This window comes from Rhodococcus ruber, assembly GCF_016804345.1.
GTDB lineage: Bacteria > Actinomycetota > Actinomycetes > Mycobacteriales > Mycobacteriaceae > Rhodococcus > Rhodococcus ruber.
This window is the reverse complement of sequence record NZ_CP044211.1, coordinates 5,285,069-5,299,348: the sequence shown is the minus strand read 5'-3', so window position 1 is coordinate 5,299,348 and position 14,280 is coordinate 5,285,069. Positions and strand designations below refer to the sequence as shown.

Sequence of the window (14,280 nt, the reverse complement as noted above, 5' to 3'; positions counted from 1 at the left end):
CTCCCTCGGCATCGCGTGCGCAGATCGTCGATCCCGGCCGTCAGGGGTGACCGGGGGCGTCGAGCAGGCTCGCCGCGGCGATCAGGGCGGCCTTGACGATCAGTCGTTCGGGGATCTCTTCGAAGGTGACCGGTCCGAGTGCCACTGTCCGGCACGGGGAGTCGCCGCACACCGAGCAGCAGCGGCTGCTGCCGACGTCGGCGTCGAGCCAGTCCTCGAGCGGGCGGCCGGCGATCCAGATGCGGTTGGATTCGGCCGGGTCCGCGGCGAAGGCGGCGTCGTCGAGTTCGCGGACCTCGAGGTGCGGTGCGATGCCGAGCGGGCGCAGGACCTGCTCGAGCGTGCCGATCGCGTCCTGGACCTGCTCACCGGTGCCGGCGCAGCGGCGGCACGTCTGTCCCTGGCTGACCAGGCGTTGCCAGACGATGGGCAGTGCCGTCATCGCGCACCCCTTCTCGGTTCGCGGGGAAGGTGGGAGTCGACCCGGCTCCAGTGTGGCCGACCCGGCCGGGCCGCAGGGCGTGTCCCGGTGGATCCGGCCGGACACGCCCTGCGCTCGGTCAGCTGCGGACGGCGCCGGGGACGAGTTCGGCGATCAGTGCCTCGACCCGCGTCTTGATCTCGTCGCGGATGGGGCGGACCGACTCGACGCCCTTGCCGGCCGGGTCCTCGAGCACCCAGTCGCGGTAGCTCTTGCCGGGGAAGACCGGGCAGGTGTCGCCGCAGCCCATGGTGATCACCACGTCGGAGGCTTCGACGGCGTCGGTGGTGAGGATCTTCGGGGATTGGGTGGAGATGTCGATGCCGAGCTCGGCCATGGCCTCGACGGCGGCGGGGTTGACCTGATCGGCGGGGGCGCTGCCGGCGGAACGGACCTCGACGGCGTCGCCGGCGAGGGCGGTGAGGAATCCGGCGGCCATCTGGGAGCGGCCGGCGTTGTGCACGCACACGAACAGCACGGACGGCTTGGTGGTCATCGAGGGAACCTTTCGGGTGTCAGGCGGTGGGAACGGCGGTGAGGTCGGCGAGCAGAGCGCGGACCCGGGCGTCGACGTCGTCACGGATGGTGCGGACGACCTCGAGGGATTGCCCGTCCGGGTCGGGGACGGTCCAGTCGAGGTAGCGCTTGCCGGGATAGACCGCGCAGGCGTCGCCGCAGCCCATGGTGACGACCACGTCCGCGGCGGCGACGACGTCGTCGGTGAGCGGTTTGGGGAACTCGGCGCCGAGATCGAGGCCGAGCTCGGCCATGGCCTCGACCACCACCGGGTTGATCGCCGCGATCGGCGCGGAGCCCGCGGAGCGGACGTGGACGCGGCCACCCGCGTGGTGATCCAGCAGGGCGGCGGCCATCTGGGAGCGGCCGGCGTTGTGCACACAGACGAACAGCACCTCCGGAACGTCCTTGGCGACGGCGCCTTCGGCCTGGGCCAGTGCGGTCAGGCGTTCGGCGGCGAAGCGCGGGGCGAGCGCGGTCAGGTGGGTGTAGACGGTCGCGGTGCGGCGCAGCGCCGCATAGGACTCGAACACCACCCGTTCGACGGTCTGCGGGGAGAAGATCCCGTCGTACTTGTCGGCGAGGTGCTCGGCGGCACGCTGGAGTACCGCCTGCGGCATGAGCAGTTCGGGCTGGTAGCGGTCGGAGTGGTCGGACATGTCGGCTCCCTGGCTCTCGGGCTTCACGAAGCGGCAGGGGTGGCGGAGGGGGCGAAGCGCTTACGCAGGGCGAGCGAGACGTAGACGAGGCCGACGAGCACGGGCACCTCGATGAGCGGTCCGACCACTCCCGCGAGGGCCTGGCCGGAGGTGACGCCGAAGGTGGCGATGGCCACGGCGATGGCGAGTTCGAAGTTGTTGCCGGCCGCGGTGAACGCGAGGGTGGTGGTGCGCTCGTAGCCCAGGCCCATCGCCGCGCCCAGGAGGTAGCCACCGCCCCACATGATCGCGAAGTACGCCAGCAGCGGCAGGGCGATGCGGGCGACGTCCCACGGGTGGGAGGTGATCTGCTCGCCCTGCAGCGCGAAGAGCATCACGATGGTGAACAGCAGGCCGTACAGGGCCCACGGCCCGATCCTGGGCAGGAACTTCTGCTCGTACCAGGTCCGGCCCTTGGCCTTCTCGCCGAAGTGGCGGGTGAGGAAGCCGGCGAGCAGCGGGATGCCGAGGAAGATGAGCACCGACTTGGCGATCTGCCAGGGCGAGACGTCGAGGGTGGTCTGTTCGAGTCCGAGCCAGCCCGGCAGCACCGAGAGGTAGAACCAGCCGAGGCCGGCGAACATGATCACCTGGAAGACGGAGTTGAGTGCGACGAGGACGGCGGCGGCTTCGCGGTCGCCGCAGGCGAGGTCGTTCCAGATGATGACCATGGCGATGCAGCGGGCCAGACCGACGATGATCAGTCCGGTGCGGTACTCGGGCAGGTCGGGCAGCATCAGCCAGGCCAGGGCGAACATCAGCGCCGGCCCGACGATCCAGTTCAGGACCAGCGAGCCGATCAGCATCCGCCGGTCGCCGGTGACGGTGTCGAGCCGGTCGTAGCGCACCTTGGCCAGCACCGGGTACATCATGATCAGCAGGCCGAGGGCGATCGGCAGCGAGATGCCGTCGATCTCGACGGTGGAGATGATGTCGCCGAGGCCCGGGATCAGGCGGCCGAGCAACAGGCCGGCGACCATGGCGACGCCGATCCACACCGGCAGGAACCGGTCGAGGGTGGACAGCTTGCCGACCACGGCCGGGTGGTCGCTGGTGGTGGTCACGAGGCGACCTCCTCGAGGGTGCCGGCGGGCGCGCACGACGAGGTCGCGACGAGCCCGGATTCGACGGACAGCACCGCGGACAGCTGGGCCAGAGCGGCGGGGACGACCCGGTAGTGCACCCAGGTGCCGCGACGTTCGCAGTCGAGGAGGCCGGCCTCCCGCAGCACCTTCAGATGATGCGAGATGGTCGGTTGCGACAGGTCGAAGGACGGTGAGATGTCACACACGCAGCACTCGCCACCCTCGTGGCTGGCGATCAGGCTCAGCATCCGCAGGCGCACCGGATCGCCCAGGGCCTTGAACATGCGGGCCAGGTCACCGGCCCAATCGGAGGTGAGCGGCTCGCGGCTGAGCGGCGGGCAGCAGGGCTCGTCCCCGCGCGGTGGTTGATTCGGCATGCGTCTATATTGACGGTTGTCGAAACACGGCGTCAAACGGACAGCCGGCCCGGTCGAAAGGAAACCCTCCCGTGCGCACACCTTCGGTGCTGTTCGTCTGCGTGAAGAACGGCGGCAAGTCCCAGATGGCCGCCGCGCTGATGCGCAAGGCCGCCGGCGGCCGCATCGCCGTGCACTCCGCCGGGACGGCACCGGGTTCGGCGCTCAACGCCCTCTCGGTGCAGGTGCTCGAGGAGGTCGGCGCACCGGTGGCCGGCGAGTACCCCAAGCCGGTCGATCCGCAGCTACTGACCGAGGTCGACCTCGTCGTCACCCTCGGCCGCGACGCCCGCGTCGACGCGGCGCACGTGGAGAACTGGGACACCGACGAGCCGTCCGAGCGCGGCATCGACGGCATCGAACGGATGCGCCTCGTGCGCGACGACATCGCCGCCCGAGTCGACGCCCTCGCCGCCCGGCTGCTCGACTCCGCTTCCCCCACCCGCTGATCCGACCAGGAGAAACCATGAGCACCATCGCAGTCTTCGAGCCGGCCCTGTGCTGCAACACCGGCGTGTGCGGCGACGACGTGGACCGCAACCTCGTCACCTTCACGGCCGACATGCAGTGGCTGAAGGATCAGGGTGCCACCATCACCCGCCACAACCTGGCCAACGATCCGCTGGCCTTCGCGCACACTCCCGCCGTCAAGCGCTTCCTCGAGGTCGCCGGCTCCGCCGGTCTGCCGCTCGTGCTCGTCGACGACGTCACCGTGCTCACCGGGCGCTACCCCGATCGGACCCAGCTCGCCGCGTGGGCGGGACTCGACGTCGCCGAGGCACCCGTCGGCGCGACGATGCTGAATGTCGCGGACGATGCCTGCTGCACACCCGGCGACGCCACCTGCTGCTGAGCCGTCGAGGACGAGGAGAGCACCGGATGACCACCCCCACGTTTCTGACCGACCCGCCGAGGTTCGTGTTCTTCACCGGCAAGGGCGGCGTCGGCAAGACCTCCATCGCCTGTGCGAGCGCACTGCGTCTCGCCCGCGCCGGGAAGAAGGTGCTGCTGGTCTCGACGGACCCCGCCTCGAACGTCGGTCAGGTCTTCGGCCTCACGATCGGCAACGCCCTCACCGCGATTCCCGCGGTGCCCGGCCTGTCGGCGCTCGAGATCGATCCCGAGCAGGCCGCCGATGCCTACCGGGAACGCATCGTCGGGCCGGTGCGGGGATTGCTGCCCGACGCCGAGATCGCCTCGATCACCGAGCAGCTCTCCGGTTCGTGCACCACCGAGGTCGCGTCGTTCGACGAGTTCACCTCGCTGCTGACCGACACCGACGGCGAGATCGCGTCGTTCGACCACGTGCTGTTCGACACCGCCCCCACCGGACACACCATCCGGCTGCTGCAGCTGCCCGGGAACTGGACCGAGTTCCTCGCGGCGGGCAAGGGTGACGCGTCGTGCCTCGGACCGCTCGCCGGGCTCGACAAGCAGAAGGCCATGTACGCCGCCGCGGTCGACGCCCTGGCGGACCCGCAGCGCACCCGGCTCGTGCTCGTCGCCCGCGCCACCCGCTCCGCTCTCGCCGAGATCGACCGCACCCACGGCGAACTCGCCGCGCTCGGGCTGAGCCGCCAGCACGTCGCCGTCCGGCGACACGGACCCCCTCGCCCTCGCGATCCACCGCCGCGAACAGGCCGCGTTGGCGGGCATGCCGGCGGCGCTGAAACCCTTGCCGCTGGACCTGATCGAGCTCGAGGCCGCGAACATGATCGGTCTCGATGCCCTCGGGACGCTGTTCGAGACGGCCGACGTCGGCACGGACCTCCCTCCGGAGATCGGTGCGGTGCCGGACGTCGCGGATGCACCGCTGCGCGCCCTGATCGACGACATCGAGCGGGACGGGCACGGTCTCGTGATGTGCATGGGCAAGGGCGGGGTCGGGAAGACCACGGTCGCCGCGGCCGTCGCCGTGGCCCTGGCCGAACGCGGGCACGAGGTCCGCCTGACCACCACCGACCCTGCCGCACACCTGACCGACACCCTGCACGGCGACGTCGAACACCTCCATGTCTCGCGCATCGATCCCGCCGAGGCCACTCGCGCCTACCACGAGCGGGTGATGGCCACCAAGGGTGCGCACCTCGACGAGCAGGGCCGGGCGACCCTCGCCGAGGACCTGCGCTCCCCGTGCACCGAGGAAGTGGCGGTGTTCCAAGCATTCTCGCGGGTGATCCAGGAGTCCCGGCGCAAGTTCGTCGTCGTCGACACCGCGCCCACCGGCCACACCCTGCTGCTGCTCGACGCCACCGGGTCCTACCACCGCGACGTCACCCGGCAGCTGGGCCCGGGCCTGCACGCCGTCACCCCGATGATGCGCCTGCAGGATCCGGCTTCGACGAAGGTCCTGTTGATCACCCTCGCCGAGACCACTCCCGTGCTCGAGGCCGCGGGTCTCCAGGGCGACCTCGAACGTGCCGGCATTCACCCCTGGGCGTGGGTGATCGACAACTCCGTGGCCGCCGCCGCGCCCACCGCACCGCTGCTGCGCCGCCGCGCCGCCGCCGAACTCGGGCAGATCGACAAGGTCCGCACCGAACTCGCCGAGCGCTACGCGGTCGTGCCGCTGCTCGCGACCGAGCCGGTGGGAGTTCCGGCGCTGCGAGCACTCGGCGAGGCCCCCACCCGCGTCGCCGCCCGGTAGATCACGGCCACGAAAGGCACGGCCCCACCCCGGTATCCGGGGTGGGGCCGCGTGTGGGAGGCAGGATCAGGCGCCCGCAGCCTCGAGGCCGGTGGTGAGGTCGGCGAGGATGTCGTCGATGTGTTCGATGCCGACGGCGAGGCGGACCTGGCCGGGGGTGACGCCGGCGGCGAGTTGTTCGGCGGCGGTGAGCTGGGAGTGGGTGGTCGAGGCGGGGTGGATGACCAGCGAGCGCACGTCGCCGATGTTGGCGACGTGGCTGTGCAGGGTCAGCGCGTTCACGAACTTCTTGCCGGCGTCGATGCCGCCGGCGAGTTCGAAGGTGACGATCGCGCCGGTCCCGCGCGGGGCCAGAGCCCGGCCGCGCTCGTACCAGGGGGAGGAGTCGAGGCCGGCGTAGGCGACGGCGGTGACCTCGGGGCGGCGGGCGAGGAAGTCGGCGACCCTGCCGGCGTTGGCGACGTGGCGTTCCATGCGCAGGCTCAGGGTCTCGAGGCCCTGGGCGATGAGGAAGGCGTTGAACGGGGAGACCGCGGCGCCGAGGTCGCGCAGCAGTTGCACGCGGGCCTTGAGGGCGTAGGCGGGGGCGCCGAGGTCGGCGTAGACCACGCCGTGGTAGCTGGGGTCGGGGGTGGTGAACTGGGGGTGGCGGGCGGTGCCGTCGGGTCCGGCGGCGGTCCAGTCGAAGGTGCCGCCGTCGACGATGACCCCGGCGATGGCGGTGCCGTGGCCGCCGAGGTATTTGGTGGCCGAGTGCACGACGATGTCGGCGCCGTGCTCGAGGGGGCGGATCAGGTAGGGGGTGGCGACGGTGTTGTCGACGATCAGCGGCAGGGCGTGCTCGTGGGCGACGGCGGCGACGCCGGGGATGTCGAGGAGGTGGTTCTTGGGGTTGGCGATGGTTTCGCCGTAGAAGGCGCGGGTGGTGGGGCGGACGGCGGCGCGCCACTGGTCGAGGTCGTCGGGGTCGTCGACGAAGGTGACCTCGATGCCGAGGCGGGGCAGGGTGTAGTGCAGCAGGTTGTAGGTGCCGCCGTAGAGGTAGGGGCTGGCGACGAGGTGGTCGCCGGCGGCGGCGAGGTTGAGGATGGCGTAGGTCTCGGCGGCCTGGCCGGAGGCGAGGAGCAGGGCGGCGACGCCGCCCTCGAGGGCGGCGATGCGTTGTTCGACCGCGTCCTGGGTGGGGTTCATGATGCGGGTGTAGATGTTGCCGGGTTCGGTCAGGCCGAACAGGGCGGCGGCGTGGTCGGTGTTGTCGAAGGTGTAGCTGGTGGTCTGGTAGATCGGCAGGGCGCGGGCGCGGGTGTCGCCGCCGGCGGGCTGTCCTGCGTGGATCTGCTTGGTCTCGAAGCTCCAGGAGGCTGCGGGATCGATGGGGGTTTCGCTCATGGGGTTGCTGCTCCGTTGTTCGGTCGACGATCGTCTCGGGGTGACGTGACGGTTCCCGCCCGGGACGAGACACGGGGACGCCACGTCGATGCACACTCGGGATGCCCGGTACGGGCGAGGATCGGGTGCGGCCGGTCAGACGGCCGGACACCCGCACATACACATGCACACGGCGTGGCAGCGGGCGGAGGGCCCCGGCATTGCCTGAATTCGTGTCCGGCTCACGCGCCCGACACTATCTGCTCCGCGGGACGCCGACCAGCGCTCGCCGGAATTCACGCGATCTCGACCACGGTTCGCACCGGGGTCGGGTTGCGCGTCAGATCGAGGACGGGGCAGTGGGCGTCCACCGCTTCCTGCAGTTCGAGGTAGCGTTCGCGCGGCTCCGGTCCCGACAGCGTAACGGCGACCCGCACCTCCCCGAATCCGGGGCGGACGTCGCCGAAGCCGAAGAACCCGCGCACGTCCAGATCGCCTTCGGCGCGCGCCGAGATGTCGTCGACGCGGATCCCGAGCTGCTCTGCCCAGACGCGGTAGGTCACCACCTGGCAGGACAGCAGCGAGGCGAGGTAGTACTCGACGGGGTTCGGCGCGGTGTTCTCCCCGCCGAGAGCCGGCGGTTCGTCGACCTCGACGCTGAACCTGCCGAGGGCGACGGTGCTGGCGACGGCGTCGTGCCCGTGCGCTTCGGCGCGGAAGACGGCGTGAGCCCGGGTGGGGTCGCCGGCGATCGCCTCACGATTCGTGTCGACGACGGCGCGCAGGTGGGTGGACGGAGCAGTGGTCATGAATGTGCTTCCTCGACAGTCGGTTCGGGGGAGAGACGGGCCTACGGGCACGGACACGTGGACGTCGCCGTGCGGGCGAAGTCGATGTGGCGGCGACGGGTCAGCAGGAGCACGGCGCAGACCGTAACCAATTCCCGACCGGAAAGCTAGGGATAGGTGCGTGTGTTCCGCGGCTCAGTGGGTGCACCCGGCGGACGTCAGTTCGGCCAGCCGGGCGATCACGTCCTGGGCGGTGCCGCCGGCGGCGAACACCCGTCGCTGCCGGACGGCCCCGTTTCCGCATCCGAGCACGGCGTGCAGACCCTCACGCGCCTGCTGGTAGCTGCCGAGATCCTCGAGGGCCGGCCGGACGTGCTCGATCATCGCCCTGAGCAGGTGCGCGGCCGGGCGGCGGGCGGTCGAGGGCAGGTCGATGCCGTCGCCGGGCAGGCCGTCGCGCGCCGCGCGCCAGTACGCGGCCCGCAGTACTTCGGAGGAGAAGGCCACGGCGGTGCGGCCCGCTTCGAGATCGCGCAGAGCCGTGAGCACCAGAGCGCGAACGAGGACGGCGACGAGGACCGTCTCGGCGACGGTCACGGGGACGTCGCACACCCGCACCTCGACGGTGGGGAAATTGGTCGACGGACGGACGTCCCAGTAGACCATCGCCTTGTCGAGGATGCTGCCGCACTCCAGCATGGCCGCGACGGTGCTGTCGTACTCCTCCACCGACGAGAAGTACGGTGGTGGACCGGCGCTCGGCCAGCGCGACCACAGGATCGAGCGCCAGCTCGCGTACCCGGTGTCGACTCCCCGGTGGATCGGGGAGTTCGCCGACAACGACAGCAAGGTGGGCAGCCACGGCCGGAGGTGATTGCTCACCTGCACGGCGGTCGCCCGGTCCGGCACGGCCACGTGCACGTGACAGCCGCAGATGCCCTGTTCGCGGGCCAGCATGCCGAAGTGCCGTTCCATCCGCAGGTACCGCGGCTTCTCCGTGACCGGAAGCTCCCGGGACCCGACGACCGGGACACCCACCGCCACCAGCCGGGAACCGCAACGGCGGGCGGCCTCGGCGACGAGGGATCGCCGGGTGGACAGGTCGGTGTACAGCTCGTGGGCGTCGTGGCAGACCCCTGACGCCGTTTCGACCTGGCACCGGTCCAGTTCGTACTGCAGTTCCACCCCGAGGGCGCGGGCCTGCTCGACGACGTCGGAGTTGTTGACGGCGGGTTCTCCGGTTTCCGCGTCGACGAGGAGGAATTCCTCTTCGACCCCCACCGTGGGGAGGTCGGACGATGTGGCCATGGTGCCCCCGGCGGGAGTTGCGGTTCGTACCTGAATTCTGCGCCGCCGCCGACGGTGGCGCAGCACTTGTCCGGATACGCGTTCCCGGAGCGGGTGCGCCGGCGACGGGATTCCGTCGAGGAGGCCCGGCGGACGGCCCGGCCGAGTAGGGTCGTTTCCCGAACCGGGGAGGCGTGGTGAACGAATCGGCATCGGTTCCGGGCGGGGCGTGGCCGCGATTGCGCACGGCCGACTGGGCCGCGACTCGGGACACCCTGCACATGTGGTTGCAGATCGTCGGCAAGATCCGGCTGGCTCACGCGCCGATGGTCAACCACTGGTGGCAGTCGACGCTGTACGTCACGCCTCGCGGGCTGGGGACCTCGTCGATCCCGTACCGGCACAACGTATTCGACATCGAGTTCGACTTCTGCGAGCACCTCCTGCGTATCCGCTCGAGCGACGGTGGCAGCGGCTGCGTCCCGCTCGCTGCGCAGTCGGTGGCGGATTTTCACGGACGCGTTCTCGGCACCCTGGACGAGTTGGGCATCGCCACCCGGATCCAGGGCACCCCGAACGAGGTGGATCCGGCGATTCCGTTCGTGCAGGACCACGAGCACAACACGTACGACCCCGACGCGGCCCACCTCTTCTGGCGGCAACTGCTCGAGGCCGATCGCGTCCTGCACGAGTTCCGAGGGGACTTCCTCGGCAAGGTCAGTCCGGTGCACTTCTTCTGGGGCGCGATGGATCTCGCCTGCACGCGCTTCTCCGGGCGCACCGCGCCACCGCACCCCGGAGGCATCCCCAACTGCGCCGACTGGGTGATGACCGAGGCCTATTCGCACGAGCTCAGCAGCTGCGGATTCTGGCCCGGGGGCGCGGACGAAGGCGCCTTCTATTCCTACGCCTATCCGGCGCCGGAGGGTTTCGCCGAGTATCCGGTGCACCCGGACGCCGCGTACTACTCCACCGAACTGGGCGAGTTCCTGCTGCCGTACGAGGCGGTGCGGACCGCGGCCGACCCCGACGCGGAACTACTGCGGTTCCTGCGCAGCACCTACGAGGCGGCCGCCGATCTCGGCCGCTGGGAGCGAGCCGATCTCGAGCGGCCGACCGGATGAGGGTGCGTGCCGGCGACCCCGACCGGACGGGTCGCGCGAGACCCCACGACCTCGCGCGACCCCGCCGGTGACGGCTCAGAGCAGGTGGACCTTCTTGTAGAGAATCTTCGACGGCCCACCGATCAGGCCGACGCTGTCGAGGAACGTCATGAGCTTGGCGCCGGACTTGCGCACGCGGTCGTGGTAGTGGGTGTTGTTCGCGGCCTCGGCGAGTGCGCGGTCTCGGTCGAGTCCCGCGTTGCTGTACACGTCGGGATGGATCATGCTCTTGACCACGAAGTACACGGTCACCGCGGTGTTGATCCGCTCGAACTGCAGGCGGGCGCGGCTCGCCCCGGCCAGCCGGCGCGCGACCTCCTCGCGGGCGAACCGGATGTGCCGGGCCTCTTCGAGGACGTGGATCTTGCTGACCGTGCGGGTGACCGGCTGGACGCGTTCGTCGCGCATGAAGTCGCGCTGCATCATGTCCAGGATCTCCTCCGCGGCCATGACGCTCGCGTAGGCGTTGGCACCCCGGAAGAACCCGCCCCACACCCGGCCGAGGCGGTGGATGTAGCGGGCCGGGCCGTAGTCCGGCATGCCGAGGCGTTCCCCGGCCCGGCCGAACATGACGGAGTGGCGGCACTCGTCGGCGACCTCGGTGAGGGCGAACTGCACGTGGCGGGAGTGCTTGTCACGGTTGTAGACGTCGCGCAGCAGCATCTGCATGAGCAGGATCTCGAACCACAGGCCCACGCTCGAGACGCTCGCGGCCTCGTGCTTGGTCAGTTCGATGCGCTGTTCCTCGGTCATCTCGTCCCACAGTGCCGTGCCGTACAGCGTGCTCCACTCGGGGGTCATGCCGTACTTGTCGGTGGGGACGGGGGCGTCCCAGTCGACCTCCACCGTCGGGTCGTAGGACTTGCGGGCCGACGAGGCGAGCAGGCGCTGCGCGGTCTCCTCGCGCTCGGACAGCGGGACGCCGGGGACGAAGCCCTTGCTCTCGGCTTCCGACGGGCGGGTGAGCGATGCGGTCATGTCTCCACCTTTTAGTGTGACGACTGGTAACTGTTAATCCGAGGTTACCTCGACAGCCGTCGGTGCACAACGGGTGCGTGCGGATCGGGGCCGTGAGGGCCCGTGCGCGTCCGGCCCGGCAGTGCGTCGACGACACACCGCCGTGAATCGGGGCGCTGCTCAGTCCTGGGCCGGCCGCAGCACCGAGGGGCGCAGCCGATGGAAGTCCTTCACCCGCAGCGCCCGCAGGGGACGCAGCCGAAAACGGTCGTCGCCTTCGAGCACGTCGGCGAGGGTCGAATCGACCAGCACCGTCCCCGGTCGTGCGGCACCGGTCAGTCGCGCGGCGATGTTGACCGCCGAGCCGAACATGTCCCCGAACCGGGCCAGGACCGGCCCTTGCGCCATGCCCACCCGCAGATCCGGGGCGTCGGGTCGCGAAGTCGACGACTCCTGCAGCGCGAGCGCGATCCGCGCCGCGTCCGCCGGATCCTCGGCGGCGAACATCACCTCGTCGCCCACGGTCTTGATCACCCAGCCGCCGCCCTGGGTCACGATGCCCGTCGCGGTCGACTCGAAGTCCTCGAGCAGATCGTTGAGCTCGTCGGCGTCGATCCGACGGGTCAGGCGGGTGTACCCCACCATGTCGGCGAAGCCGACCACCAGGACCCGGCCGGCGGACTCGCCCCCGGCCCGCACCACGTTGCGCCCGGTCGTGGCCACCAGGTGCCGGCGCCACACGTACAGCTGCAGGTTCTCGGTGAGCGGCAGCACCCGTTGCAGCAGGCCGTCGACGAACGACCGGATCTCCTCCTCGGACGGGGTGGCTCCGGTGTACTCGGTCTCGAGCCGGTCCAGGATGTGGGTGTTCATCAACGTCACCTCCCACTCGGCCAGTCGCGACATGGACTGCCCCAGCGACCGCGCGGCCGCGAGCTCCAGGTCGGGGTGCAGGGCGCCGCTGCTCACGATCGCGTCGATGTTGCGCAGAGCCGCGACGTCACCGTCCGTGAACGTCCGCGCGTCCGGGTCCGGGTCCACGGTGAATCCCAGCGCCTGCCAGAGCCGTTGGGCGCGTTCGAAGTCCACGCCGGCCAGGGCGGCGCTCTCCTCCTGGGTGTAGCGGCGTTCGCCGCCGAGCAGGGTCCGTTCGAGTTCGGCCTGCACGGCCTGCAGGAGCTCGGTCCCGAGCTCCGGTTGCTCCGACGCGCTCACGTCGCTCCTTCCCGGCCGCCGAAGGTGACCGGCCGACCCAGCATCGCCCACCACAGTTCGGGTGCGCAACGAATTCGCGAGAGTGTCGCACCTGTGTGCGACAGTGATCGCGCCTCCTGCACCCCCAGCACGAAAGGACGCGCATGCCGCCCCGCAGACGAGCCGGCGCCACCGGCCCGGATCACCTCACCGACGAGCAGCTCGCCGAGCTGACCTCCGCCGTCGCGGACGGTCGCCGTGCCACCGTCTATCTCATCGAGGGCATCCCGAGCCTGGGCATCGCGCCGGGCACGTCGGCCCGGGCTGTGTCGGTGGCGGGCCGCACCGTCACCGTCCGGCCCAAGGGCGTCGACGACGAACTGCCCTTCGAGGCCGAGGAGTTGCGCCTGACGAAGGAGCCGGCCCGCAAGGCCGCGGATCGATCCACCCCGCGCCCCACCGCCCCGCGCCCCACCGCCGCGCGCCCCACCGCCCCGCGCACCCCCGCGCCGCAGCCGGCGGCATCGGGGGCCGCCCGCGGTCCCGCCCCGACGAGCTCGTCCCCGGCGTCCCCGCCCGCCACGAAGGAGACCACCGCCGTGCCGCCCACCGCACCCGAACCGCAGACCGGCGCGACCCCGAAGCCCAAGGCCGCGCCGCGCCGGGCCAAGAAGCAGCCCGGAGTGACCGTCACCATCACGATCGATCCCGAGCAGGAGTGGACGGTCGGTGTCGCGCAGGGCACCAGACGTCTGAGCAAGGCCAATCCCGTCAGCCCCGACGCCGTCGAGCGCGCCGTGCTCGAACTCGGCGACGAGGCGGCCCTCGAAGCGGTCCGGTCGGTGATCGACGCGGCGCGTCAGGCGGCGGAGGAACGCGTCGCGCAGCTCAGCCGTGAACTCGAGGAGGCCAGAAAGGCGTTGGAGAGCCTGGGGTCGGGTTCGACCGGGTAGGCTGACCCGCTGATGCGGCCGGAACCGGCCGGGCGGGAGGGCTCATGTTCAAGCGCGTTGCGATGGCGATCGTCGCAGGTGTTGCACTGCTGGCAGGTGGGACGGGCGTCGCGGTCGCGGCGCCGCCGGTTCCGCTCGGGGGCGGGTCGGGCATCACGCTCGGCAACGGTTCCGAGGATCTGTTCGACTGCACGCTCGCCACGATCGGCAACGACCGGGCCGGCCGGCTCGTCGGCTTCACCGCCGGACACTGCGGCGGACCCGGGACGACCGTGAAGTCCGAGATGGACCTCGGCGCCGGCGTCCTCGGCCGGATCGTCGGGACCAACGAGGTGCTCGACTACTCGGTCATCGAGTTCGACCGCGGCCGAGTCGCACCGGTGAATCGGGTCGGCAACGTCACCATCACCGGCGTCGGCACCCCCGTGGGGTTCCCCAACGTGGCGTGCAAGGAGGGCCGCACCACCGGCAACACCTGCGGTGTCGTCTGGGGCGACGTGTTCAACTCCCAAGAGACCTGGACGCAGGTGTGCGTGGTCGAGGGCGACTCCGGTGCCCCGCTGGTCGTCGGCACGACCCTCGTCGCCATGGTCAACGCGTACCTGCTCACCCCGTGCATCGGCCCGGAGGTGGGCACCAACTTCGTCACGATCCTCGGCGACGTCGACGCCCGCGGCGGCGTCGGTGCGGGGTACCGCCCCATCTGACGTACCGGCGCGGGCTCGTC

General features: G+C 70.8%; 15 protein-coding genes and 1 pseudogene. 6 read left to right on the top strand and 10 right to left on the bottom strand.

Annotation, left to right across the window (positions count from 1 at the left end; all coding sequences use genetic code 11):
- Positions 1-40 precede the first annotated feature (40 nt).
- The 5 genes from F1734_RS24255 to F1734_RS24235 all read right to left on the bottom strand — a co-directional run bounded on the left by F1734_RS24255 (position 41) and on the right by F1734_RS24235 (position 3,157).
- Positions 41-442 (bottom strand): DUF2703 domain-containing protein, encoded by a 402-nt coding sequence (locus F1734_RS24255; RefSeq protein ID WP_017679685.1) that lies wholly within the window; start codon positions 440-442, stop codon positions 41-43.
- Positions 443-560: 118 nt separating this feature from the next.
- Positions 561-977 (bottom strand): arsenate reductase ArsC, encoded by a 417-nt coding sequence (locus tag F1734_RS24250; RefSeq protein WP_006945074.1) that lies wholly within the window; start codon positions 975-977, stop codon positions 561-563.
- 19 nt (positions 978-996) lie between these two features.
- On the bottom strand, positions 997-1,656 hold the full coding sequence (locus F1734_RS24245; protein ID WP_010595622.1) for an arsenate reductase ArsC: 660 nt from the start codon (positions 1,654-1,656) through the stop codon (positions 997-999).
- A 23-nt stretch (positions 1,657-1,679) separates the two neighbouring features.
- On the bottom strand, positions 1,680-2,759 hold the full coding sequence (arsB, locus tag F1734_RS24240) for an ACR3 family arsenite efflux transporter (RefSeq protein ID WP_017679683.1): 1,080 nt from the start codon (positions 2,757-2,759) through the stop codon (positions 1,680-1,682).
- A complete protein-coding gene (locus F1734_RS24235) occupies positions 2,756-3,157 on the bottom strand; it encodes an ArsR/SmtB family transcription factor (RefSeq protein ID WP_029540137.1) in 402 nt (133 codons plus the stop codon). Before F1734_RS24235 ends, arsB begins: the two co-directional genes overlap by 4 nt.
- Positions 3,158-3,228: 71 nt before the next feature.
- Here F1734_RS24235 and F1734_RS24230 point away from each other — a divergent pair, with 71 nt between their 5' ends.
- From F1734_RS24230 to arsA, 3 genes and pseudogenes are all read left to right on the top strand, one after another.
- Complete coding sequence (locus F1734_RS24230; protein WP_040274727.1) at positions 3,229-3,645, top strand: arsenate-mycothiol transferase ArsC; 417 nt, start codon at positions 3,229-3,231, stop codon at positions 3,643-3,645.
- A 17-nt stretch (positions 3,646-3,662) separates the two neighbouring features.
- On the top strand, positions 3,663-4,049 hold the full coding sequence (arsD, locus tag F1734_RS24225; protein WP_010595618.1) for an arsenite efflux transporter metallochaperone ArsD: 387 nt from the start codon (positions 3,663-3,665) through the stop codon (positions 4,047-4,049).
- Positions 4,050-4,075: 26 nt separating this feature from the next.
- Positions 4,076-5,843, top strand: a pseudogene (gene arsA, locus F1734_RS24220) (arsenical pump-driving ATPase).
- 66 nt (positions 5,844-5,909) lie between these two features.
- Here the strand turns inward: arsA and F1734_RS24215 are convergent.
- The 3 genes from F1734_RS24215 to F1734_RS24205 form a co-directional block, all read right to left on the bottom strand.
- Positions 5,910-7,232, bottom strand: coding sequence for a bifunctional o-acetylhomoserine/o-acetylserine sulfhydrylase (locus tag F1734_RS24215; RefSeq protein ID WP_203011161.1), 1,323 nt, complete (start codon positions 7,230-7,232; stop codon positions 5,910-5,912).
- A gap of 275 nt (positions 7,233-7,507) precedes the next feature.
- The gene (locus F1734_RS24210; RefSeq protein ID WP_010593711.1) at positions 7,508-8,020 is read right to left on the bottom strand and encodes an OsmC family protein; all 513 of its coding nucleotides are present in this window, start codon (positions 8,018-8,020) and stop codon (positions 7,508-7,510) included.
- A gap of 174 nt (positions 8,021-8,194) precedes the next feature.
- Positions 8,195-9,307 (bottom strand): carboxylate-amine ligase, encoded by a 1,113-nt coding sequence (locus F1734_RS24205; RefSeq protein WP_010593710.1) that lies wholly within the window; start codon positions 9,305-9,307, stop codon positions 8,195-8,197.
- Between the two features lie 173 nt (positions 9,308-9,480).
- Between F1734_RS24205 and F1734_RS24200 the strand changes: the two genes are divergently transcribed.
- A complete protein-coding gene (locus F1734_RS24200) occupies positions 9,481-10,410 on the top strand; it encodes a DUF5996 family protein (RefSeq protein ID WP_124259424.1) in 930 nt (309 codons plus the stop codon).
- Positions 10,411-10,485: 75 nt separating this feature from the next.
- Here the strand turns inward: F1734_RS24200 and F1734_RS24195 are convergent, their stop codons facing one another.
- The gene (locus F1734_RS24195; RefSeq protein WP_017679675.1) at positions 10,486-11,427 is read right to left on the bottom strand and encodes an AurF N-oxygenase family protein; all 942 of its coding nucleotides are present in this window, start codon (positions 11,425-11,427) and stop codon (positions 10,486-10,488) included.
- 159 nt (positions 11,428-11,586) lie between these two features.
- Complete coding sequence (locus F1734_RS24190) at positions 11,587-12,621, bottom strand: adenylate/guanylate cyclase domain-containing protein (RefSeq protein WP_017679674.1); 1,035 nt, start codon at positions 12,619-12,621, stop codon at positions 11,587-11,589.
- A gap of 143 nt (positions 12,622-12,764) precedes the next feature.
- Between F1734_RS24190 and F1734_RS24185 the strand changes: the two genes are divergently transcribed.
- Together F1734_RS24185 and F1734_RS24180 are read left to right on the top strand one after the other, a co-directional pair.
- Positions 12,765-13,553, top strand: a complete 789-nt coding sequence (locus tag F1734_RS24185; RefSeq protein WP_203011160.1) for a DUF6319 family protein — start codon at positions 12,765-12,767, stop codon at positions 13,551-13,553.
- A 44-nt stretch (positions 13,554-13,597) separates the two neighbouring features.
- Entirely contained in the window at positions 13,598-14,260 is a 663-nt protein-coding gene (locus F1734_RS24180) for a chymotrypsin family serine protease (protein WP_010593705.1), read from the top strand.
- Positions 14,261-14,280: the final 20 nt, after the last annotated feature.